This window comes from Streptomyces flavofungini, assembly GCF_030388665.1.
GTDB lineage: Bacteria > Actinomycetota > Actinomycetes > Streptomycetales > Streptomycetaceae > Streptomyces > Streptomyces flavofungini_A.
The window spans coordinates 645,933-669,043 of record NZ_CP128846.1; the positions used below are offsets into that span (position 1 = coordinate 645,933).

Consider the following 23,111-nt stretch of genomic DNA (forward strand, 5'->3'; position numbering starts at 1 on the left):
GGTCCACCGCGCCACGGAGCCTGCGCGAGGACGAGCGCGTGCGCAGCGCCGACCGGCTGCGGGAGAAGGTCACCGTCCGGCGTGAGGGCGGGCGCGTCCCCTCCACAGGGCCCACCCAGAGCCCACCACAGGGCCCGTCCCAAGGCTCACCCAGGACCCACCACAGGGCCAGGGAATTCCATGGACGGGCCCGCGGTGGATCACGTAGTGTCTGGCTCCACGCCCTGAGACGGATGGAAGGAGGCGAGTGCCGTGCGGTTCACACCTTTCCAGCGCTCCCCTTTCCCCTGTCCCGGCGTGGTTCTTGAGTGGTGACCGGGAGCGCTCCCAGCAGCCTGTATCCCGGAGGAACCCATGACCGATCCGGTCATCCGCGCGCTCTCGGCGAGCGACGCTCATCTCTTCGACGCACTCCCCGACCCCCTGGGCGCCCGTGAAAGCCATCGGCGCACCCGGTTCCGCCCCGACTGGAAGCGCGTCGCCCTGCGGGACGGCGAGGTCGTCGCACGCGGCGCGTGGTGGGGCGGCCCCGACGACTCGGAGCCCCTCAACATCAACTGGTTCGACGTGGCCGAGGGCCAGGAGGAGGCAGGGGCCGAACTCCTGCGCTCCGCCCCCTGGCAGGTCGAACTCGAGATCAACCTGCCCGGCGGCTGGCGGGACGAGCCCGACCTGCGCGCCGCCGCCGAGGCGCGGTTCGCCGCCGCAGGCGCCGCCGGGTACGAACACCTGGTGGAGCGCTTCCTGTACCGCTGGACCCCGGAGCGGGGTCTGCCCGAGCGGCCCGGACGGCTGCGCTTCAGCCCCGAACCGGACGACAGCGTGTTCTTCGAGGCGTTGCGCCGCATCCACTCCATAACACTGGACACCCACGCGCTCAAGGCCATCGAGGAGGGTGGCCTCGACCGAGCCGCCCAGGAGGAACTCGACTTCTTCCACTGGTGTCCCTCCCCCCGGGAGTGGTGGCAGATCGCGCGCACACCCGAGGGTGACCTGGCGGGCATCCACATCCCGGCCCACAACCCCTCCGGTCCGACCATCGGTTTCGTCGGAGTAGTCCCCGAACACCGCGGTCACGGCTACGCCTACGACCTCCTCACGGAGTGCACCCACGTCCTCGTCGAGCAGGGCGCGGAGTTCATCAGCGGGGCGACGGACCAGGGCAACTTCCCGATGGCCGCGAACTTCGCCAAGGCGGGCTTCCCTGTGGTCCGTGAACGCATCAACTTCCACCCGGCGGGCCGAGCGGCCTAGCGGGAGGCAGCAGACGGTGAGGGGTCCGGTCCGAGGGTGGGCCGGACCCCTTGTCAGCGGCCGGATACAGTGCGTCGACGGCAGGGCCGGTTGCTTGGGAAGGCCTTCAGCAGGGCCTTGAGAAGGCTTGCGAAGGCTTTGAGCAGGGCCTTGAGCAGGGCCTTGAGGAGGCCTTGAGGAGGAGGGGAAGCGTGAGCGGCACCAGCGAAACCCGTACCGCCGACAGTGCGGCGCACGAGGCTCGGCCGAGCCCGCTGCGCCGTCTGATGCGCTACCTCCCCCTGATCGCCCCCGTCCTGCTGTGGACCGTGCCCTGCTGGGTGCTGTTGCACACCGGACAGCACTGGCCGCTCCCCGTGACGCTGGCCGGCACCGCCCTGTTCGCCCTCGGCCTGATCGGTATGCCGCTCGCGATGACGCGGGGCCACGGCCGCCGTCAGCAGGACTGGGCGGCGATCATCGGGGACACCCTGCTGGGTGCCGTCTGGACCGTGTTCACCTGGTCCGTTCTGCTCGGGGCCCTGCTGCGGCCCGCCCTGGCCGTGACCGGTGTCGGCGACGGCCAGGACCGGGCCCGGGCCACCACGTGGGTGGTCCTCGGCACCGCCGCCGTGCTGCTGGCCTGGGGGTACGCCGAGGCTCGCCGGGTCCCACGGGTACGGCGCCTCGATGTGCGGCTGCCGCGCCTGGGGGCCGGTCTGGACGGCACGCGTGTCGTCCTCATCACTGACACCCACTACGGCCCGCTCGACCGCGCCCGCTGGTCGGCGCGGGTCTGCGAGACGGTCAACACCCTGGAGGCCGACCTGGTCTGCCACACCGGGGACATCGCGGACGGCACGGCGGCACGCCGCCGGGCCCAGGCCGCCCCCCTCGGCACCGTGCGGGCCACCAGGGCCCGGGTCTACGTCACCGGCAACCACGAGTACTACAGCCAGGCCCAGGGCTGGGTCGACCTGATGGACGAGTTGGGCTGGGAGCCGCTGCGCAACCGCCATCTGCTGCTCGAACGCGGTGGCGACACCCTCGTGGTCGCCGGTGTGGACGACGTCACCGCCGAGTCCTCCGGCCTGCCCGGCCACCGCGCCCACCTCAGCGGGGCGCTGGCCGGCGCCGACCCCGACCACCCCGTCCTGCTCCTGGCCCACCAGCCCAAGTTCGTCGACCGGGCGGCAGCCGGCGGCGTCGACCTCCAGCTCTCCGGTCACACGCACGGCGGCCAGATCTGGCCCTTCCACCACCTGGTCCGCATCGACCAGCCCGCCCTGGCGGGCCTCAGTCGCCACGGCACCCGCACCCTTCTCTACACCAGCCGCGGCACCGGCTTCTGGGGCCCGCCCTTCCGCATCTTCGCCCCCAGCGAGATCACCCTGCTCGTCCTCCGCTCCCCGCACCGGCCGACCTCGACCTAGCGCCGACCGGGCCGCCACGGTCGAGGCCCCGCGGGGCGTGGAAGCGCACCTCCGGGTACCGCGCCGACGGTCCGTCGAGGAGCGGCGTCTCGCGGCCCCGCAGGTGAGTGTCGAGGAACGCCGTGACGTAGGCGCGGACGATCGCGTCGCTGCGGTCGCCGTCGAGGTCCTGCAGCGGAATGTCGAACTGCCCGGCCAGCGGTGCCAGGTCGGTCAGGGAGTTGTGCTCGATGCCGTCGACGGTCAGCCAGCGCTTCCAGCCCGTCAGTTCGGTCCAGGTCTCGTCCCAGGTGCGGTCCGCCCCGCCGGGTACGTGACTGGGCCTGCCCAGCATCAGGAGCGGCCGGTCGACGGGGGTGTCGTTGGGGTAGTGGTAGTTGCCGTCCATGTTGACGGCGGCCTTGATGCGGGTGTCGCGCAGCATGGCGGGGATCGTGCTGAAGCCTCCGGCGGAGTGGCCGACCATCGCGACGCGGCGGGTGTCGATCCGGGGGCCGCCCTTCCAGGGCAGGGCCGGGGTCCGGTCCTTGGACGAGGTCCGTCCTGGGGTGTCCGGCGCGGCCCTGCCGGTCAGTTCGTCGAGTACGAAGGTGACGTCTTCGGCGCGGACGGCGCCGACTTTGGGGTAGTCCCTGTCCGCGCACGCCACGCAGGACGTGGTGCGGCCGTCGGGGAAGGAGATGCCGTCGGCTTCGTAGGTGTGCCCGACGGCGGCGACGACGTAGCCACGGCCGGCGAGTTCCTCGGCGAGCCCGGTCAGCGTGGCGCGCGGCATCCCGAAGCCCGGCGAGAGCACGACCAACGGCAGCCCGCCGGGCGCGGGGGCGGGCCTGGCGCCCACCGTCGCGTGCGTCGTCACCTCGCTCAACGCGGTGGGCGGGACGGGTATCCGATTCGCTGTGACGTACCGCTGGGACTCCGCCGCTGTCATGTACGGAGCGGGCGTGCCCGAGGGCTTCCGCACCGGGTACCAGAGGGACACCATCAGCTCACGGCGCTCCCCTGGCACCCAGGGATCGGCCCGGTCCTCGTCCTTGAGGTGCAGCGTCGTCAGCCCCACCGGCCGGTCGCCCGAGGGCTCGGGCAGAGCCGGTGCGGTCCGATCCGGTCGCGTGGGCGAGTCGGTGGCCGCGTGCGTGGCGGTGCCGCCCTCGACGTGGGCACCCTCGCCGGGGGCACCTCCGGCGGAGCCGTCCCCGGCCGAGACCCCCACGGCGGAGCCGCCCCCGGCCGAGACATCCCCGGCGGAGACGAGCAGAGCCACGACGGCTGCCGCACTGGCGAGGGACGCACGCTGCCTTGCCTTCATGTCGGTCGCTTTCTGTCGGTGGTTCGTTCCGGCACGCGGGACGGCGCGCCGGAACGTTCGCGGGCCTTGCACGCTAGGAGCCCGACGCCGTGCGCGTCGTCGGACCAGGGGTGACAACGGGCGCCCCGCGTTGCACCTGTGCGGCGACAGCCAGGGGTGACAGCGGCGCTCTCGGCCCGGCGCCGACGGCCGGAGGTCAAGCAGTGGGTTCCAGCGCGCGGAGCAGCATCGGCAGGGACCGGTGGAACTCCCTCGCCCAGTACGGCGGTGAGTGGGTGCCCGAGTAGAAGTGGGTGGTCACCGGGACGCCGACGCGGTGCAAACGGTCGGCGAGCGCCCGGGACTGACGAGCCATGAGTGTCTCGGTCGGGGAGACGGCGTCCTCGGGGAACGGGGCCGCCGGATCCTCCAGGCCGGGGATCTCCGGGTCGGGCTCCACGTCGGGCGGGTCCAGTGGGCCCGCGGTACCGTCGCCGGCGGCGAGGTGGACGGGGACTCCGCGCAGACGTTCGGCGAGGTAATAGGGGTCGTGGGCATGCCAGTTGGCGCGGTCGGTCACCGGGTCGCCCCACAGGGCCCGCCAGTCGAGCCCCAGGTACGTCATTCCGGCCCTGATCGCGTGCGGATGTCGCGAGGGGTGCACGAAACCGCTGTAGCTCGCGACCGCGCGGAACAGTCCGGGGTGACGCGCCGCGTACGACAGGGCGCCGAATCCGCCCTGCGACTCGCCCGCCGCCACACGGCGCGTCCCGGCGCCGTAGCTCCGCTCCAGAAGAGGGCGCATCTCGCCCAGGTGGAAGGTCTCGACGGCGGGCGGGCCGCCCTCGCCGCGGTTGAACCAGTCGGTGTAGAAGCCGAACAGCGGCATCTCGGGCATGACGACCAGGACGTCACGCAGCGCGGGCACCTCGTGGAGGCGGGCGGCGTAGTCCTCCGTCCAGGCCTTGTAGTTGCCGTCGCCGCCGACCAGGAGGTAGAGCACGGGCCAGCGGTCCTGGGGCCGGCGCCGCTCCCAGCCGTCCGGGGTGAGCAGCCGGACCTTCGCGTCGCGTCCCAGCGCGGGCGAGGAGACGGTGAGATCGCGCAGGCGCGGGCCGAGGCGCCGCTCCGCGATGACGCGGGCACCGTCCGGTGCGGTCGTTCGTGTGCCCACGGACTCGCGCTCCCCCACGGCGGGGGCGGCGCCGGCCGGGCCGGGCGAGAGAAGGACGACGAGGGGCAGCAGGGCCAGCAGAACCTTGAATCGAGTCTTCTTGCGCATGATCGTGACCGTTCGGTGGTGAGGGGGTGGGGCAGGAGGGTCAGGCGCCATGTCCTCGACGCTAGGGAGGCCGGGGCGGGGTGGCATCCGCCGCTGAGAGTCGGGCGCTACTCCCGTGGGAGCAGTCGGCACCCAGAAGTCAGCAGCCGCCGAACCCGCAGCCGGCCCTGAGGCACCCCCGAGACGTCCCCCATCTCTCCCTGACGCGCCCCCGAGATGTGTCAAGAATCTTTGACAGGCGTCCCCGGGCATGTCAGCTTTTCTTGACAGGAACAAGGGAGAGAGGCCGCGATGGCCGAGGAGCAGGCTCCGGAACCGACGGGCGACAAGTTGCTCAAGGTGCTCACCGCGCTGGGCAATCCGCACCGGATGCGGATCGTCGCCGCGCTCACCGCTCGCCGGAACTACGTCAGCGCGCTGGCCCGCGAGATCGGCATGGGCCGCCCGCTGCTGCACATGCACCTGAAGCTGCTCGAAGGCGCCGGCCTCGTCGTCGGATCGCTGGAGGCAGCCGACGACGGCAAGACCGTGAAGTACTTCGACGTCGCCCCGTTTCTCTACGAGTTGACTCCGGAGGTCATCCACGAGGCGGTACGGACTCTCACCGACACACGCGAAGGCCGGGCCGAGGCCCACGGCACCACGAACACCGCGGACACCACGAAAGAGGAAACGAAGTGAACGGACAAGGGGCGACGCTCGCCGCCGAATCCGACCTGGTGGGGGCATGGGTAGGCGGGATCGGCGCGGGCGGGTTCTTCCTCCTGCTGATCGTGATCGTCTGGCAGCTCGCCGCCACCTGGCGGGCCCGGATGCTCGCTGCCCGCGAGGAGCAGTACAGGCAACTCGCGACGAAGTACGCACAGCTCCTCGAGGACAACGTCGAGCTGCACCGGCGTTCGACCGAGGAAATGCGGCAGACACGTGAGGAACTGGCGCAGACCCGCCTCGCCGTGACGTCGATGGAGAAGATGATGCGCGAGATCGAATAGGCGCGGCAGCCCGTGGGTGAGCACGCGCGACCGTACGACGACGCGCGCGGCGCCCACCGGACGCGCCATCCACGCGGTACGGCCAGGAGCGGCAACTCCCGGCCGTACCCAGGCAGAACACACCCCGGGGCCAAGGCCCCGGACCGACACCACCACCCGGACGCCACGGCAGGTCGTCACACCGCAGACGCCGTGGCGCGGGTCCCGTGCGCCTGATGCCGGTCGGTGACCGGCGGCGCGCTCCACATGAAGGAGACTACTCATGCGTCCGCTGCTCCAGCGCATCGCCGGTGCGCCCGCCGGACGGCGCTCGAAATGGCTCGTCCTCGCGGCCTGGCTGATCCTCGCCGTGGCGCTCGGCCCGCTGGCCGGAAAGCTGGGCGAGGTCGAGGACACCAGCGCCAACGCGTTCCTGCCGCGCGGCGCGGAGTCCGCGAAGCTCAACACGGAACTGGAGAGGTTCCGCGACGACCCGGTCATGCCGGCGGTCGTCGTCTACACCGGCGACGGAGCCGACGCGGCGACCGCCGCCGAGCGGGCCGCCACCGCCGACCGGTCCGCGTTCGCGCGGCTCGCGGCCCCGGGTGAGGAGGTCTCGCGACCGCTGCCGTCGGACGACGGCGAGGCCCTCATGGTCCTGGTCCCCCTGTCCAGGGAGGACGACGACCTCACCGACAAGGTCGAGGACCTGCGCGACATCGCGGGCGCGCACGCGCAGCCGGGCCTCGACGTCGAGGTCGGCGGTCCGGCAGGCTCGCTCACCGATCAGGTCGCGGTCTTCGACAGCCTCGACTCGACCCTGATGATCGCCACCGGCCTCGTCGTCACCGTGCTGCTCCTGATCACCTACCGCAGCCCGGTCCTGTGGCTGTTCCCGCTGATCGCGGTCGGTTTCGCGGCCGTCCTCACCCAGGTCGGCACCTACCTCCTCGCCCAGCACGCCGACCTGCCCGTCGACCCGCAGAGCGCGGGCGTGCTCATGGTCCTCGTCTTCGGCGTCGGCACCGACTACGCGCTGCTACTCATCGCCCGCTACCGCGAAGAGCTGCACCGCCACGAGGACCGGCACACGGCGATGCGGATCGCCCAGCGCCGCTCGGGCCCCGCGGTCCTCGCGTCGGCCGGGACCATCGCCGTCGGCCTGGCCTGCCTCGCCCTCGCCGACATCAACTCCTCGCGCTCGCTCGGCCTGGTCGGCGCGGTCGGTGTCGTGTGCGCTTTCCTCGCGATGGTCACCGTCCTGCCGGCCCTCCTTGTCGCCGTGGGCCGCTGGGTGTTCTGGCCCTTCGTCCCCCGCCACGGCACGCCCGCGCGCAAGGAACGTACGGTCTGGTCCCGTGTCGGAGCGGCCGTCGCACTGCGCCCCCGCTGGTCCTGGCTGATGTCGGTCGCGGTCACCGGGCTCCTCGCGCTCAGCGCCTTCGGCATCGACAGGGGCCTGACGCAGGCGGAGATGTTCCAGGACAAGCCCGAGTCGGTGATCGCGCAGGAGAAGATCTCCGCCCACTATCCGTCGGGCGCCTCCGACCCCGCGAAGGTCATCACGAACGCTCCGCAGGCCGGGCGGGTGCGGGAGGCCGCGTCCCGGGTCGAGGGGGTGGCGCGCGTCGAGGACGGCGCCCGCACAGGCGACGGCCGACTCGCCGAGCTCTCCGTGGTGTTGAAGCACGCGCCGGACAGCCGGGCCGCCGAGGACACCGTCGACCGCCTCCGGGATGCCGTGCACGCCGTGGACGGCGCCGACGCGCTGGTCGGCGGCACCACCGCGCAGACCCTCGACACCCGACGGGCCGCCGACCGCGACCTGACGACGATCGTCCCGGTCGTCCTGCTGGTCGTCCTGGCCGTCCTGATCTGGCTGTTGCGGGCGCTGGTCGCCCCCGTCCTGCTCCTGGCGACGGTGGTGCTGTCCTACTTCGCGGCGCTCGGCGCCTCGAACCTGCTGTTCGAGCACGCGCTCGGATTCGCCGGCGTGGACTGGTCGATCCCCCTGATGGGCTTCGTCTTCCTCGTCGCCCTCGGCATCGACTACAACATCTTCCTGATGCACCGCGTCAGGGAAGAGGCCGCCCGGCTCGGCCACACCCACGGCATCCTGGAGGGCCTGACCAGCACCGGCGGCGTCATCACCTCCGCGGGCGTCGTACTCGCCGCGACCTTCGCGGTCTTCGCGGGCCTTCCGCTGGTGACCATGGCGCAGATGGGCGTGATCGTCGGCATCGGCGTCCTGCTCGACACCTTCCTCGTCCGCACGGTCCTGGTGCCCGCTCTGGCCCTGGACCTGGGCCGCTGGTTCTGGTGGCCCGGGAAGCTGTGCCACGCGCCGGAGCGGCGGGCGGAGGCGACGGAAGAGGCCACGGCGCGGGTCACGGTCTGAACGAGCCCGCCGCCCCCGGGTGGTGCGGCGACCCGGTCACCGGCTCGCCGCACCACGCCCGCGTCCGCTCAGGCGGCCCCGACTCCCCCGGTGCACGCCGCTCCGCGTCTCAGGTGTCAGACGTCCTCGGGCCTGATCCGGCCGCGCCATGCCCCCGACTCCTGCGCGCGGTGCTCGATGTACTGCTTGAACCGCTGCATGTCGCCCTTGACCCGGCGGTCGATGACACCGACCGTCTCGGCGGCCTTCTCCGCAAGGCCCTCGCTCTCGATCTCGATCACGAGTTCCACGCGCGTTCGGCCCGCGTCCAGGGACTGGAAGCGGACCATGCCCATCTGCTTGATGTCACCGCTGGTCGTACGCCAGGCGATGCGCTCGTCCGGGAGCTGGTCGACGATCTCCGTGTCGAACTCCCTGCGTGCGCCGGCGACCTTGGTGGTCCAGTGGTTGCGCCGGTCGTCGAGCTGGACGACTTTCTCCACGCCCTCCATGAAGTTCGGGAACTCCTCGAACTGCGTCCACTGGTTGTAGGCAGTGCGAGCGGGAACCTCGACGTCCACCGTCTCCGTGACCGTGCTCATCAGCGTGCCTCCTCCTGGTCCGCGGGCGCGGACCTGGTCCGTTCGTCGTGCGGGATCCGGTCTGTTCGTCGTGCGGGATCCGGTCTGTAAGTCGTGCTGGATGACGTCGCGCCTTCCGCGGCACGGCGCCGTCGGGGTCCAGTCGGCGGGCGGTGCCGCCGGGCGGACCGCCCCCTCAGCCGGGCCACGTCCCGGTCAGCCGGTGCGTGGCCACCGCTCCGCCCCGGTCCACCGCGGCCTTGACGACGGCGAAGATCGCGCCCTGGAGCGTGGCCGCGAGCAACACCTCGCCCCAGGTCCGGTCCTCGTCCCTGGCGTCCGGCGCGTCCTCCTCGTGGCCGAGCTTCTTCCACGCCTGCCGGAACAGCGCGCCGGCCAGCATGCCGCTGACCGCGCCGAGGACCAGGCCGACCGGCTTGTAGGCGATCGTGGCCGCACGCAAGGTCTCACTTCTCCTTGCGCCGGAACACCAGCCACAGCGCGGTCACGCCGGCTGTGGCGGCCAGCAGTAGGACGCGGTTGTTGCGCGCCGCCTCGGCGCCTCGGCCCGCCTTCTGCTTCAGCAGTTCGGGCGTCTGTTCCTGGAGCTTGTCCCCGGCCTGACCGGCCAACTCCTTGGCCTGGTCGGTGGTGTGGGCGGCCTTGGCCTTCACATCGGTCGTCGCCGCCGCCAGCGCGTCGACCGTCCGGCCGAGCCCCTGCTTGGTCTCCTCGGCGTGCTTGCGCAACCCCTTGGAGACGGCCGGGCTCTTCGATTGGTGCGTCCGCTGGGTCATGGATCAGTACTCCTTCGGTCTCGACCGCGTCGGCCGACGAAACGCTTCGATCTTCGCCACTCCGGGTGCCCCGGAGCGGCGGCTTCACACCGGCGTCCACGGATCGCCGCCCTGCCCCGCCGCCGCTCGCCGGGCCCTGACGCCCTTGGCGAGCCGCGCCCACGCGTCCTGGTCGTAGGGGCACCGGGGGCGCAGGTGGACGCGGGCGCTCAGGAGCGTGCGCGCCAAGTCGTGGCGTCCGGCGTGCAGTGCCGCCTCGACCAGGGTCTTCTGCACGGCGTCCCGCTGGGCGTGGCTGCCGCCGAAGGTGTGGAGGCGGTACCGCAGCGGCAGCAGCAGGTCGACCGCGTCCGCGTAGCGCTCCTGCCCGTACGCCACGAGGGCCCGGCACACCGGAAGCCCGATCTCGGCGGTCATCGCGGCGTTGGAGAGCCCCGGCCGCCCGGAGCCCGCGTCCCGCAGCCAGTGCTCCCGGTCGCGGATGAGCTGTTCGGCGTCCGCAAAGCGGCCGGCCCCGACGTGGGCCATGACGGCGTGGACGTCGTTGAAGGCGTAGTACGCGCCGTCGCCGCGCCGCGCCCAGGCGTCCGCGAGGACGGGCCAGCGGTCGCCGGTGTCGGTGCCCGCGAGGTGGAGCCGCCAGAGCAAGGACGCGGCGTCCAGGAGCTCCATCGCGGCTCCGCCCGAGCCGTCGTGGTGCACGGCGCTGTCGTAGACCTCGAGGACCTTGTCGGTGCGGCCCGTCTCCATGACGTACAGGGCGTAGTGCCACCAGTTGTGCACGTTGAGGTAGTTGCCGGCCGACCAGTCGTCGGCGCGGGCGTCGAGGTAGCGGATGCCGTCCTCGTACCGCCCCTGCATCTCGTAGGCGTGCACGACGGCGTGGATGCCCCAGACGTCGCGCGGATTGCGTGCGACGGCGTCCAGGCCCACGCGCTCGGCCGGCGCGTAGTGCCCGGCCTCTTCCAGGCCGAACGCGTACATGCCTTGGAGCAGGCCGTAGTGCGGATCGTCGGTGTCCCAGGCGGACAGCGCGCCGCCGACGCGGTCGCGCAGCAGCACGGCGTTGCCGGTGAAGAAGTCGATCTGGTGGCCGACGGCGAGGGCGAGGGCGTCCTTCGGGTGTGCCACGACGAGGTCGGCGAGGACGCGGCCCGCCGCGTGCATGTCCCCGTCGAGCCAGAGCGAGGCGGCCTCGACGTGCATGCGCTCGCGCGGGGTGAGGTCGGCCGCGTGCACGTCCGCGCGATACGCCTCGAAGGCCGTGGCCGCCTCCGCCGCGTCCTGCTGCTCCGTTCCGAGCAGGCCGAGGTACGCGCCGAGGACGTGCCCCATCGCGGAGCGCGGCGACGCGTCGAGCACCGCCAGGGCCTCCGGTGCGACCTCCTCCCGGAAGTAGAGCAGGTGGTCGAGTGCCGACTCGTAGTGCCGTACGGCGTCGGCGTCGGTGTGCGTCATCGCGTGCGCGTGCCGGTCCGTGGCCACAGTGTCCTCCCGACGGGTCGCCTCGTGCCGCAGTGTTCTCTGCCCGGTGGTGGAACGGCGGACACCACTTCGCTCGCCGTGCTCCCTGGGCGCCGGGACCCGGCGTACGGGAGGGGGCCTGCGCGCGGTGCCGAGGGCGCAGGCGTAGCAGGGGTGCCTGCGCGCGGTGCCGAGGCATCGACGTACCGGAGGAGGGATCCGAAGGGGCGCCGCTGCCGCTGGTGTCGGCGAGCCGGACGAGGACCCCGTTGTCCGGTGACTGTCAGGGCCCGCCCGAACGGTTGTCGGCGGATCCGGGGGGCGAAGGGCCTTCAGCGTGCCGTCGGCTCGTCGGGCCTCTTCCCCTCGGTCGGGTCGCGCACTGAAGCCAGATGAGTTTGCTTTCTTTGCTCCTCAAGAACGTCTCCGGCTCGACCGTCCCCCACTGGAGCATGTCCTCCACGCAGCCGCCATGGGAGTGCCGGCCCCGGCGCACTCGGGTGACGCGGGCTCGACGTCCGCTTGCCGTGCGCCGGGGCGGTGGAACGGCTAGCGCCATGATCTCGACGCGACGCCCGCGCCTTCGCGGCACGGCTTGCTCTGCCCTGGTCTGCGCCACCGCGCTGTCCCTCGCCGGGAGTGCGGCCGCCGCCGCGCCCCGACCCGGGGAACCCGGCCCGCCCGCGTACGAGAAGGACGTGCTGCGGGAACGCACCGTCGACCTCGACGTCGCCGACTACCAGTGGCTGTGCGGCTCCGGCGGCTTCGGCCGGGCCGACGAGCACACGCTCGAGCTCTTTCCCGACGTCCGCCTCACCGTCGTCCAGGACGGCCGCGAGGTCAACGGGGACACGGTCACCTGGACCGGCCACGCGAAGGGGGCGCCGGAGGACCAGGCGGTGATCTCCGCGAGCCATGTGTGTGCGCCCGCGAAGAAAAAAGCACCGCCGACCGTCGACGCGCTGATCGACCTGGAGACGCACGCGTACCACCTCACCACGCTGCCCGGGAAGCAGCCCCGGGTGCGGATCACGGAGGAGGATCCGGACGCGCGCCGCCGCCCCGAGCCCGACAACGGCGCCCTCGGCAAGGACACCGCGCGGAAGCTGCACGACTCCCTCAAGAACCGTGCCCCCGCCGCGCCCGGCGACCCCGTCGTCATCGACGTCCTCGCCGGATACACCCCGCCCGCCGTCCGCCGCCTCGGCAGCGAGCAGGCGATGCTGGCCCGGCTCCGGCTCGCCGAGTCCTACATGAACCAGGCCCTTGCCGACAGCAACATCGCGGCCAGTATCGACATCGTCGGCAGCTACAACACCCAGTACTGGGGCGACCAGACGGCCGCCGTCATGCTCGACAGGCTCTCCAACCCCCGAGACGCCTTCCTCGGCGCGACGGCGCACCGCTACCGCGAGCAGCTGGGCGTCGATCTCGTCACCGTCATCAACGACGTCCCCAACGGCTCCTCCGGGCAGGCCAGTCTGCCCACCCGCGGCCGGATGGACAGCGAGCTCGCCTACTCCGCCGTCGACGTCCAGTCCCTGGTCGACTGGTACAACCTCGGGCACGAACTGGGGCACAACCTCGGGCTGTTCCACGACCGCAGCACGCTCGCCAAGCAGGCCCCCGGCGGGTACGAGCACCTGCTCAACGCCCCTTACGGCACCGGTTGGATCACTCCGCGGCGCGACTACCACACCTTGATGGCGTACGCCGAGAACTGCGGCCGCCCGTGCAGCCCGGTCAACCAGTACTCCAACACCGAGAACACCGTCGACGGCCAGCCCCTCGGCGACACGGACAACAACAACGCCGCCCTGGCCCGCCTCACCGCCCCCATCGTCGCCGAGTACCGCTCCCTGAAGCTGAATCGCACCCGGCACCGGCTCACTCTCCAGTCAGGACCGAACGGCACGATCCGCCCCGCCGTCCACGGCCCCTACGCCCCCGGCACCACCGTCGCCGTCACCGCCGCACCCGCGCCCGGCTACCGCGTCAGCGCCTGGATCGTCGACGGCCGCCGCCACGACATCACCGACGAGCACGTGACGATGACCATGGACCGCGCCTACACCCTCCGCGCGGTCTTCACCCGGACCTGACCCCAGCGTTCCGCATGCGTCGGCGGCGGGGGCCGAACGGCCCTCCCCGGGGGCCGAACGGCCCTGAGATCGGTCAAGTTGCCTGCGCCGGGACGGCTTGAAGTTGTCGGTGGCGCCGACGGTGCGATCTCCATCACCACAGGTCACAGGGCATGTACTCGCCGTACCGGCACCCCTGGGAGGTCACCTGCCGGTAAATCGGCTCTCAAAGCTTCGGCACGAATTGCACACACCCCCTCTACAACCTGATCCCCATGGTCTAAATTGACCGTGCTTCAGCTGTTCGGAGACGAAGCAACCGTTAATGATCTATGGGTTTGGCGCCAGGCACAGCCAGCAGGAGCGTCCCCGGCGCCAGGCTTGGGGGTGATCAATTCTCGGAGCTCGGCAGGGGGGCTCGGGTGCGGGGAGCACCCGGGAGTTTTGAAGGGTTCCGACTCGACTCAAGGGTTCGGCAGGGCCTATGGGTGCGTTGCCGCCAGGGTGAGTTGATTCTGCAGCGCTGAAGCATTCGCTATGTCGTGCGCGGGAGGCGGGGGCCTCTCGCGGGAGGAACAGCGCGGCACCGGGGGTGAGACCTCCCGGGGGGATGAACAGGGGAGCAGGCGACACGTCGCACCATGGCGCAACCTGGGGGGTTCTGTGCAACAGGGGGAATTAGTCAACCCGTTTCCGTCGACGCGCGGGCGTTCGACGAACGGGGCAAACAGTCGGCCCGCGAGCGATTGGGAGCAGCGATACCGCCGTGCAGTGATCACCAGCGACACCGTGGCCACCGCCTTCGTGGTGGCGGCGATCGGGGGCTTCTTCGGGGTACGTGACGCGGCCAACTGGCACGAGAACTGGGCCTTTCTCGCTTTCGGCACCGAATTGTTGATCCTGGGATCACTTGCGGTGAGCCGGTCGTGGGCTCCGGCAGTTCTCGGACAGGGAGCCGAGGAATTCCGTCGGCTCGGGCGTTCGCTCTTTACGGCGGCGGTCGTCCTCGCACTCGGCGGAATCGCCCTCACCTCGCGCAACATCAAACTCTGGATCTTCGTCGCGATCCCCGCGATCGCGCTCGTGACCATGACCGCGCGCTATGTGCTGCGCCTGTGGCTGCACAAGCAGCGCAAGGAAGGACGGTGCCTGAGGCCGGTACTCGCCGCCGGCAGCCCGGCCACCGTGCGCGAGCTGATCACCAGGGCCCGCAAGTTCCCGCACCTCGGCTGGCGGGTGGAGGCGGTGTGCACGACCGACGGGCACGGGATCGAAGGGGACAACCTCGACGGGGTGCCGGTCGTCGGTGAACTGGCGGACGTCGCGGGCCACGTCCGCCGTGACGGCTACCGCGTCGTCGCGGTCACACCCGACCCGCACTGGTCACCGGACCGGCTGCAACGGCTCGCCTGGAACCTCGAAGGCTGCGACGCCGAGATGGTCGTGGCCCCCGTCCTGATGGAAGTGGCCGGACCGCGGCTGCACGTCGACGCGGTGCTCGGGATCCCGCTGCTCCGGGTCAGCATGCCGACCTTCACCGGCGGCCGCCGCGCGATCAAGGCGGTGGTCGACCGGATGAGCGCGGTGATCCTGCTGGTCCTGTTCGCACCACTGATGGTGCTCGTCGGACTGCTCGTGCTGATGGACAGCCCGGGCGGTGCGTTCTACCGCCAGCGCCGGGTCGGCAAGGACGGCCGCGAGTTCACCATCTACAAGTTCCGCACCATGGTCGCCGGTGCCGACGGGGCCCGGGCCGCGCTCGCCGACCTGAACGAGGGCGCGGGGCTGCTGTTCAAGCTCCGCCGGGATCCGCGGGTGACACGGGTGGGGGCGTTCCTGCGGCGGTACTCGATCGATGAACTGCCGCAGCTCTTCAACGTACTGACCGGATCGATGTCGCTCGTCGGTCCCCGGCCCCCGCTGCCGGAGGAGTCCGCCGCCTACGGCCCGGACATCAGGCGGCGGCTCCTGGTCAAGCCCGGGCTCACCGGCCTGTGGCAGATCAGCGGACGCAGTGATCTGCCGTGGGAGGAGGCCGTCCGGCTCGACCTGCGGTACGTGGAGGACTGGTCGCTCGCCCTGGACACAGTGATCTTGTGGAAGACGCTGCGTGCGGTGGTCCAGGGGCAGGGGGCCTATTGAAACCCGGGGGGAGTCGTCCGACCGGCGAACGGAAGGCAGGCCGAAAGGGCGTGCCTGGGGGGAGGAACGGTTGATGAGAGTCAGTGTCTTAGGGCTCGGCTACGTGGGCTGTGTGTCGGCCGCGTGCCTGGCCAGCCTGGGTCACGACGTGATCGGCGTCGATGTGAACCAGGTGAAGGTCGACATGGTGAACGACGGCAGGACGCCGGTGGTCGAGGAGCGGATCGGCGAGCTCGTCGCCGAGGTCGTGGGGTCGGGGAAGCTGCGCGCCACCGCCGACGTGCGCGATGCGATCATGAACAGCGAGGTGTCCCTGGTCTGTGTGGGCACGCCGTCGGAACCCAACGGCAGCCTGTGCACCACGTACTTGGAGCGGGTCACCGAGCAGATCGGTGCCGCGGTGGCCGAACGCGGCGGACAGCACACCGTCGTGTTCCGGAGCACCATGCTCCCGGGCACGTGTCTGAACCTGCTGGTGCCGATCCTGGAGAAGTCCGTCGGCGGCACGGCCGGGGTGGACATCGGGGTCGCGGTCAACCCTGAGTTCCTGCGCGAGGGCACGAGCGTGCGGGACTTCTTCGACCCGCCCAAGACTGTCATCGGCGAGCTCGACAGGGCGAGCGGCGACGTGGTGGCGGCGCTGTACGAGACCCTGCCCGGCGAGGTGTTCCGGGTGCCGGTCCCCGCGGCCGAGGCGATCAAGTACGCGGACAACGCGTTCCACGGGCTCAAGATCGGCTTCGCGAACGAGCTGGGCGCGGTGTGCCAGGCGCTGGGCGTCGACTCGCATCAGGTGATGGACGTGTTCCTCGCCGACCGCAAGCTGAACATCAGCCCCGCCTATCTGCGGCCCGGGTTCGCCTTCGGGGGCTCCTGCCTGCCCAAGGACCTGCGCAGCCTGGTCCACGCGGCGCAGCGGGCCGATGTCTCGGTGCCGATCCTCGCCCATGTGCTGCCGTCCAACGCCGATCATCTGCAGCGTGCGGTGGACCTGGTCGAGCGCACCGGGAAGCGCCGGGTGGGCCTGTTCGGTCTGTCCTTCAAGCCCGGCACCGACGACCTCCGCGAGAGCCCGCTCGTCGAGCTGGCGGAGCGGCTCTTCGGCAAGGGCTACGACCTGCGGATCCACGACGCCAACGTGAGCCTCTCGCGGCTCCTCGGCGCGAACCGCGAGTACATCGAGACCCGCCTTCCGCACCTCGGGCAACTGCTCGCGGACTCCGTCGACGAGGTGCTCGAGCACGCCGAGGTGTGCCTCGTCGGCACCAGGGATCCAGCCGTCCTCGCGGCGCTGCCCCATGGTGCGGACCCGGTCATCGTCGACCTCATCCACCTTCCCGACGCCGACGCGCGCCGGGCCGAACCGGGGTACGTGGGACTTGCTTGGTAACGCAACCAGCGGTCGTCGGCAGGGCCGACGCGCGCTGATCCTGGTGGAGAACCTGTCGGTGCCCTTCGACCGGCGGGTGTGGCAGGAATGCACGACGCTGCGCGACGCGGGCTGGACGGTGGACGTCATCTGCCCCCGGGGGGAGAAGCGGGACACGGAACCGGAGGCGGTGATCGACGGGGTGCGGATCCACCGCTACCCGCTGCGTGCCGCCACCGGGGGCCCGGCAGGCTACCTCCGGGAGTACGGATCGGCGCTGTGGCACACCTACCGGCTCGCCCGCAAGGTGGGACCGGTCCACGTGGTCCACGCCTGCAACCCGCCGGACCTGCTGTTCCTGCCGGCGCGCCGGTTGACCCGGCGCGGCGCGCGGTTCGTCTTCGACCAGCACGACCTGGTGCCCGAGCTGTACCTGTCGCGCTTCGACCGCGGCAAGGACCTGCTCTACCGCGCCGTGTGCGCCCTCGAACGGCTGACGTACCGCGCCGCCGACATCGTGATCGCCACGAACGAGAGCTACCGCGACGTCGCGGTGAGCCGGGGCGGCAAGAGACCCGAGGACGTCTTCGTGGTGCGCAGCGCGCCCGCGGTCGAGCGGTTCCAACCGGTGCCGCCCGAGCCGGAGTTGAAGCGCGGCAAGCCCCATCTGCTGTGCTATTTGGGCGTGATGGGGCCGCAGGACGGGGTCGACTACGCCTTGCGGGCCCTCGCGAAACTGCGCGACGAGCTCGGGCGGACCGACTGGCACGCGGTGTTCGTCGGCGCGGGCGACGCCTTCGATTCGATGGTGGAGCTGTCACAACAGCTCGGGTTGTCGGACCAGGTGCAGTTCACCGGGCGCATCCCGGACGCGGACCTGGTGCGCTACCTGTCCACCGCGGACGTGTGCCTCTCCCCCGATCCGCGCAATCCGCTGAACGACGTGTCGACCATGAACAAGGTCCTTGAGTACATGGCGATGGGTCGGCCGATCGTCTCGTTCGACCTTCGGGAGGCCCGCGTCTCCGCCGGGGACGCCGCCGTCTACGCGCCCGCCAACGACGAGGCCGCTTTCGCCGAGCTCGTCGCGCTGCTCCTCGACGATCCGGAGCGGCGCGCCCGCATGGGCAAGATCGGCCAGGAGCGGATCGGCGGAGAGCTGTCCTGGCAGAACTCGCAAGTGTCGCTGCTCGCTGCCTACGCCGCCGCCTGCCGTGACCGCACCCCGGTGTCGGCCCGCGCCCCGATCCGTACAGGGAAGAGGCAGCGCAGTTGAGCGAAGAAGCAATACGCCTGGTCACGATCGGGCGGATCTTCCGTCGGCGTTGGCGGCTCCTCGTCATCGTCGCCGTGCTGGGCGCGCTCGTCGGCTACGGCACCTCGGTGCTGTTCCCGCCGCGGTACACGGCTTCGGCATCGGTACTCCTGCCGGGGCAGTGGGAGGAGCGCGAGCTGTTGACCCAAGCGGAGATCGCGACGAGTTCGGCGGTGGTCGACCGCGCTGCCGCCACGCTCCGCTGGAAGGGCGTCAGCGGCGGCGAGCTGCGGGATCAAGTGAGCGCCAAGGCCTCCGACGGGAACATCATCAAGATCTCGGGTACGGCCGAGAGCCCCGAGCGCGCGCAACGCCTCTCCGACCGGATGGCGGAGCAGTTCGTCCGCTTCACCGCGCGAATCGCGGACGGCGACCCCGAGTCCGACAAGGCCACGGGCCCCGAGGCGCTGCGGCAGCAGGTGGCGGAGACCAACCGCCGCATCACCGACCTGGCCAACGCGGCCGACCCCGGGCAGACCGTGGAGAGCGTGCAGGCCCGTACCGAACTCGAGAAGCTGCGCACCACGCTGCAGGAAGCCATGAAGAAACTGGACGAGTCCGACCGCGCGACCAACAGGGCCGGCATGGTCGTCATGGGCCCGGCGGCCCGGCCGACCAGCGAGGCGCCGCCGACGAGAACGCAGTTCGTCGCCGCCGGTGCACTGTTGTTCTTCCTGTTCACGGTCATCGGTCACCTGGCCGCCGCGCGGGGCAACCGCAGGCTGCGGACCGAGCCGGAGATCGCGGCGGCGCTGGGCTCCACCGTCCTCGGCGCCGTCGACGTGGCGCAGCGAGGGCCCGCGCGCCGGCCCGAGGGCGGTGGCGCGCGGGCCCGGGTCCGCCGGCTGCTCGGCCTCGACGTCCGGTGGGACCTGCCGGCTCCGCGCCGGTCCGGCGACGAGGAGAGCAGACGGGTCCGCTACCGGCGGGTGTGCGCCCGCCTCCGGGAGAGGCTGCTGGCCCCCCGGCGCATCCTGGTGGTCGTGCCGGACGGGGACGAGATCGCCCTGAGGGCCGCCGAACAGCTCGTCGCCGAGTCCAAGGGCGATCCGATGCTGCGGGTGGTGGACGTGTCCGTGGACCGGCCGACCGTGCCGGACCGCGACACGGAGTCCGGCGCCCTGGTCGTGCTCAGCGCGGGCAGCTGGACCGCCGGGGAACTGCGCGGCGTCGCCGAGGCATGTGCGGACGCCAGGCACGAGGTCGTCGGCGTCGTCGTCGCCGGTACGGTCCAGGACCGTCCGGCACGGGCCGCGGGACGCCCCGCCGAGAACGCCGCACCGGCGCTCGCGGCGCGCGGTCCCGCGACGGGAGGTGCCGGGTGACCACGACTTCGGAGCCGTCGGACTCCACTCCGCTCCTCGACTTGCAGGCGCTGGTCGTGGCGGTGCGCAGGCGCCGTCGCCTCTGGTGCTCCCTCGCGGTGGTCGGGCTGCTGCTCGGCGCGGCGTTCGCGGTGCTGCGACCGCCGCCGCCGACCGCGGCGACCAAGGTCCTCGTCGCGCACCAGGAGGACCAGCCGAACGACACCGGGACACTGATCCGCACCGACGTCGAGCTGCTGAAGACGACCCGGATCGCGAGCAAGGCCCTGCAGTCCCTCAAGTCCCCGGAGAACCCGGAGGACTTCATGCGGGACTACCGGGGCACGGGCCTGACCAACAACCTGATGCAGATCCATGTGACGGCCGACACCGAGGCCAAGGCCGTGGCCCGGGCCAAGGCGCTGGCCGAGGCGTTCGTCGCCGACCATGTGCGGCGGATGCGGGAGACCGCGAAGGCGGAGTCCAAGGCCCTGCTCGAGCAGCGTGAGCGCATGAAGGAGGAGCTCGCAAAGGTCAACGAGGAGATCGGCGGCCGCTCTCCTGAGGGCGATTCGAGGGACTCGGCGAGCATCGAGTCGCTCTTCGCCCGCAGGGCCGAGCTGAACTCGCGGATCGCCGACTTCGCCCAGCGCGCCGAGGAGGCACGGGTCGGCACGCCCCGGCTCGTCGCCGGTACGCAGATCGTGGACGCGGCGCGCGCGGTGCCGCACTCCCTGCCCAAGGCCGCCGCCACCAGCGCCGGGATCGGGCTCGTGCTCGGGCTCGTGCTCGGCATCGCGGTGGCCGCGGTCGGCACGGTGGTGGCGGACCGCCCCGTGCTGCGCCGTCAGATCGCGGCCGACCTCGGCGCCTCGGTCATCGCCGAGCTGCCCCGGCTGCCGCGCCGGTCGGCCCGGGTGTGGCAGCTCCGCCGGACCCGCGCGGCACGGTCCCGGCTCACCACGAGCCTGGCCCGCACCGTGCGCGGCTCCGCGGAACCGGTGTCGCTCCTGGAACTGGGGTGCGCGCGCACCGCGAGCGTCATCGCTCTGGACGTCGCGCGGGCCCTGGCGGCGGAGGGTCCCGTGGTCGTCGTCGACGGCCTGCCCGGCGCACAGTTGTCGGGCCGCCGCAGGGAGCCGGGCGACCCGGACGTGGTCGGCGGTGAGGACGCCGCCGCCGTGCCGCAGCAGACGCGGCGGCTCGGCGTGGGCTCGGTCGCGCCCGGCACGGCGTGGACCGACCTGCGCTTCCTCGGCGCCCGGACCGTGCTCGTCGTGCGCGCCGGGCACGGCAGCGCCGCTTGGCTGCACACCGTGGCGCGGCAGCTCGCGGACCTGGACATCCCGGTGATCGGTGTGGTGCTGATCGACCCCGATCCGCGGGACCGGACCGACGGCACCCTGTGGGACGGGCTGCACACCGCGGTGCGCGGCCCCTTCAAGCGGATGACCCGGCACGGGACAGGTCAGCTGCGGATGGAGCGACCGCCGGTGCCGGCCGCGCGGGTCCCGAACAGCGACCAGGAGGCGCGGTAGATCATGTGTGGCATCGCAGGCACTTTCCGATGGCCGGACGGCAAGGTCGTGACCGACCGGCTCACCGAGACACTCGCGCACCGGGGTCCGGACGGCGCGGGCCGGTACAGCCACCCCGCCGGTGACGGCGAGGTGCACCTCGGGCACCGCCGCCTCGCCATCATCGACCTGTCCGAGACGGGCGCCCAGCCGATGGTCTCGGGCGGCCTGGCCCTGACGTACAACGGCGAGCTGTACAACGCGCCGCAGCTGCGGGCCGAGTTGACGGCCGCCGGGGTGCGCTTCCGCGGGACTTCCGACACCGAGGTGGTCCTGGAGGCCTGGCGGCGCTGGGGCACGGACTGTCTGCCCCGGCTGCGCGGCATGTTCGCGTTCGGGATCTTCGACGAGCGCACGGGCGAACTGGTGCTCGTCCGGGACCAGTTGGGCATCAAGCCGCTGTTCCTGATCCGGCGCGGCGAGGGGCTGGTGTTCGCCTCCGAGCTGAAGGCGCTCGCCGCGGTGACCGGCGGTTCCCTCGAAGTCGACCACGGGGCGCTGGTGGCCTCGCTGCTCTACTACTGGGTGCCGGACTCGCGGTGCGCGTTCCGCGAGGCGGAGAAGCTGCCGCCGGGGAGCTGGCTGCGGATCCGGCCCGACGGCCGGACGGAGCGCGGCCGGTACTGGCACCTGAAGGACGTCGCCGCCGAGGGCCGGGAGCGGGCCCTCGCCGGAGAGCAGCCGGACCTGGCCGCCGTCGTCGAGGAGTCGACCCGCCAGCACCTGCTCTCCGACGTGCCCGTGGCGACCTTCCTGTCCGGTGGTCTCGACTCCAGCTATCTGACCGCGCTCGCGGCCCGCCACCAGCCCGGGATCTCCGCTTACACGATCGGGTTCCGCGCCGAGGACGCCAAGTTCGAGGCGATGCCGGACGACCTGCGCTACGCCCGGAAGGTGGCCGAGCAGTTCGGCGTCGATCTGCACGAGATCGAGATCGCCCCGAACGTGCTCGACCTGCTGCCGCGGATGACGTACCACCTGGACGAGCCGATCGGCGACCCCGCCGCGATCAACACGTTCCTGATCTGCACGGCCGCCCGGGAGGCCGGGGTCAAGGTGATGCTCTCGGGGATGGGCGCCGACGAGCTGTTCGCGGGGTACCGCAAGCACCTGGCGAACGTGCTGGCGCTGCGCTACCAGCGCGTCCCGCGGCCCCTGCGGCGCGGGGTGTACGCGGCCGTGGACCGGCTGCCGGTCGCGTCGGCCCGCCGGGGGTACCGCTCGGTGCGGTTCGCGAAGCGGTTCCTGTCCTTCGCGGACCTGCCGGAGGAGACCGCGTTCCGGCGCAGCTACACCATGTACGACCAGGAGGAGCTGCTCGCCCTGGTCGATCCGGACCTGGCCGGGACGGTCCAGGACGTCCTGACCGAGCACGCGGACGTCTACGAGGACAACGACCTCGACGACTTCGTGAACCGCATGTGCCTGGGCGACGCACGGATGTTCCTGCCGGGCCTGAACCTGACCTACACGGACCGCTCCAGCATGGCCGCGTCGACCGAGGTGCGGGTGCCCTACGTGGACGTCGAGGTGGTCAGGGCGGCGTTCGCGGTCCCCGGCGACCGCAAGATCGTCAAACGGCAGGGCAAGGCCGTCCTCAAGGAGGCGGCCACCTCGATCCTGCCCCGGGAGATCGTGTACCGGCCCAAGGGCCTGTTCAGCGCACCGCTGCGGGCCTGGATGAGCCGGGATCTGGCGCCGCTGGTGCACGAGGTGGTCAACGACGGTCTGCTCGTCAGCTCCGGCCTCCTGCGCCGTGACGCCCTCGCGCGCATGGTCGCCGAGGACGCCGCCGGGCAGCGGGACTTCTCCAAACATCTGTGGCACGTGCTGACCCTCGAGTACTGGTACCGCGGCGCGACCTCTGGCCCCAGCCAGAGCCAAGCGGCCTGACGGT

Annotated in this window: 18 protein-coding genes; 12 read left to right on the top strand and 6 right to left on the bottom strand. The window is 71.7% G+C overall.

The genetic code is table 11. The features are described from left to right. The first annotated feature begins 354 nt into the window (after nt 1-354). Together QUY26_RS02820 and QUY26_RS02825 are read left to right on the top strand one after the other, a co-directional pair. Nucleotides 355-1,254 carry a GNAT family N-acetyltransferase gene (locus tag QUY26_RS02820; RefSeq protein ID WP_289943500.1) on the top strand — a complete coding sequence of 300 codons (900 nt, stop codon included), beginning with the start codon at nt 355-357 and terminating at the stop codon, nt 1,252-1,254. Between the two features lie 191 nt (nt 1,255-1,445). Further along, entirely contained in the window at nt 1,446-2,666 is a 1,221-nt protein-coding gene (locus QUY26_RS02825; protein WP_289943501.1) for a metallophosphoesterase, read from the top strand. Here the strand turns inward: QUY26_RS02825 and QUY26_RS02830 are convergent. Beyond that, nucleotides 2,620-3,975, bottom strand: coding sequence for an alpha/beta hydrolase family protein (locus QUY26_RS02830; protein WP_289943502.1), 1,356 nt, complete (start codon nt 3,973-3,975; stop codon nt 2,620-2,622). The genes QUY26_RS02825 and QUY26_RS02830 overlap by 47 nt on opposite strands. 196 nt (nt 3,976-4,171) lie before the next feature. Beyond that, a complete protein-coding gene (locus QUY26_RS02835; protein WP_289943503.1) occupies nt 4,172-5,236 on the bottom strand; it encodes an alpha/beta hydrolase in 1,065 nt (354 codons plus the stop codon). A gap of 291 nt (nt 5,237-5,527) precedes the next feature. Here QUY26_RS02835 and QUY26_RS02840 point away from each other — a divergent pair, with 291 nt between their 5' ends. From QUY26_RS02840 to QUY26_RS02850, 3 genes are all read left to right on the top strand, one after another. Next, nucleotides 5,528-5,917 (top strand): ArsR/SmtB family transcription factor, encoded by a 390-nt coding sequence (locus QUY26_RS02840; RefSeq protein WP_289943504.1) that lies wholly within the window; start codon nt 5,528-5,530, stop codon nt 5,915-5,917. Continuing rightward, entirely contained in the window at nt 5,914-6,228 is a 315-nt protein-coding gene (locus tag QUY26_RS02845; protein WP_289943505.1) for a hypothetical protein, read from the top strand. The genes QUY26_RS02840 and QUY26_RS02845 overlap by 4 nt, the downstream gene beginning before the upstream one ends. Nucleotides 6,229-6,490: 262 nt before the next feature. Then, a complete protein-coding gene (locus QUY26_RS02850) occupies nt 6,491-8,605 on the top strand; it encodes an MMPL family transporter (protein ID WP_289943506.1) in 2,115 nt (704 codons plus the stop codon). A 116-nt stretch (nt 8,606-8,721) separates the two neighbouring features. Here the strand turns inward: QUY26_RS02850 and QUY26_RS02855 are convergent, their stop codons facing one another. The 4 genes from QUY26_RS02855 to QUY26_RS02870 form a co-directional block, all read right to left on the bottom strand. Continuing rightward, on the bottom strand, nt 8,722-9,186 hold the full coding sequence (locus QUY26_RS02855; protein WP_289943507.1) for an SRPBCC family protein: 465 nt from the start codon (nt 9,184-9,186) through the stop codon (nt 8,722-8,724). 175 nt (nt 9,187-9,361) lie between these two features. After that, a complete protein-coding gene (locus QUY26_RS02860; RefSeq protein WP_289943508.1) occupies nt 9,362-9,628 on the bottom strand; it encodes a DUF4235 domain-containing protein in 267 nt (88 codons plus the stop codon). A gap of 4 nt (nt 9,629-9,632) precedes the next feature. Beyond that, entirely contained in the window at nt 9,633-9,962 is a 330-nt protein-coding gene (locus QUY26_RS02865) for a hypothetical protein (RefSeq protein WP_289943509.1), read from the bottom strand. An 84-nt stretch (nt 9,963-10,046) separates the two neighbouring features. After that, nucleotides 10,047-11,447 (bottom strand): tetratricopeptide repeat protein, encoded by a 1,401-nt coding sequence (locus tag QUY26_RS02870; RefSeq protein WP_289943510.1) that lies wholly within the window; start codon nt 11,445-11,447, stop codon nt 10,047-10,049. A 536-nt stretch (nt 11,448-11,983) separates the two neighbouring features. Between QUY26_RS02870 and QUY26_RS02875 the strand changes: the two genes are divergently transcribed. The 7 genes from QUY26_RS02875 to asnB all read left to right on the top strand — a co-directional run bounded on the left by QUY26_RS02875 (nt 11,984) and on the right by asnB (nt 23,107). Next, complete coding sequence (locus QUY26_RS02875; RefSeq protein WP_289943511.1) at nt 11,984-13,528, top strand: InlB B-repeat-containing protein; 1,545 nt, start codon at nt 11,984-11,986, stop codon at nt 13,526-13,528. Between the two features lie 642 nt (nt 13,529-14,170). Beyond that, entirely contained in the window at nt 14,171-15,649 is a 1,479-nt protein-coding gene (locus tag QUY26_RS02880; protein WP_289943512.1) for a sugar transferase, read from the top strand. 73 nt (nt 15,650-15,722) lie between these two features. Next, nucleotides 15,723-17,039 (top strand): nucleotide sugar dehydrogenase, encoded by a 1,317-nt coding sequence (locus QUY26_RS02885; RefSeq protein WP_289943513.1) that lies wholly within the window; start codon nt 15,723-15,725, stop codon nt 17,037-17,039. Beyond that, a complete protein-coding gene (locus QUY26_RS02890; protein WP_289943514.1) occupies nt 17,029-18,294 on the top strand; it encodes a glycosyltransferase family 4 protein in 1,266 nt (421 codons plus the stop codon). Before QUY26_RS02885 ends, QUY26_RS02890 begins: the two co-directional genes overlap by 11 nt. Continuing rightward, a complete protein-coding gene (locus QUY26_RS02895) occupies nt 18,291-19,658 on the top strand; it encodes a Wzz/FepE/Etk N-terminal domain-containing protein (RefSeq protein ID WP_289943515.1) in 1,368 nt (455 codons plus the stop codon). Before QUY26_RS02890 ends, QUY26_RS02895 begins: the two co-directional genes overlap by 4 nt. Beyond that, nucleotides 19,655-21,175 carry a Wzz/FepE/Etk N-terminal domain-containing protein gene (locus QUY26_RS02900; protein ID WP_289943516.1) on the top strand — a complete coding sequence of 507 codons (1,521 nt, stop codon included), beginning with the start codon at nt 19,655-19,657 and terminating at the stop codon, nt 21,173-21,175. The genes QUY26_RS02895 and QUY26_RS02900 overlap by 4 nt, the downstream gene beginning before the upstream one ends. Nucleotides 21,176-21,178: 3 nt before the next feature. After that, on the top strand, nt 21,179-23,107 hold the full coding sequence (asnB, locus tag QUY26_RS02905) for an asparagine synthase (glutamine-hydrolyzing) (protein WP_289943517.1): 1,929 nt from the start codon (nt 21,179-21,181) through the stop codon (nt 23,105-23,107). The last annotated feature ends 4 nt before the right edge of the window (nt 23,108-23,111 follow it).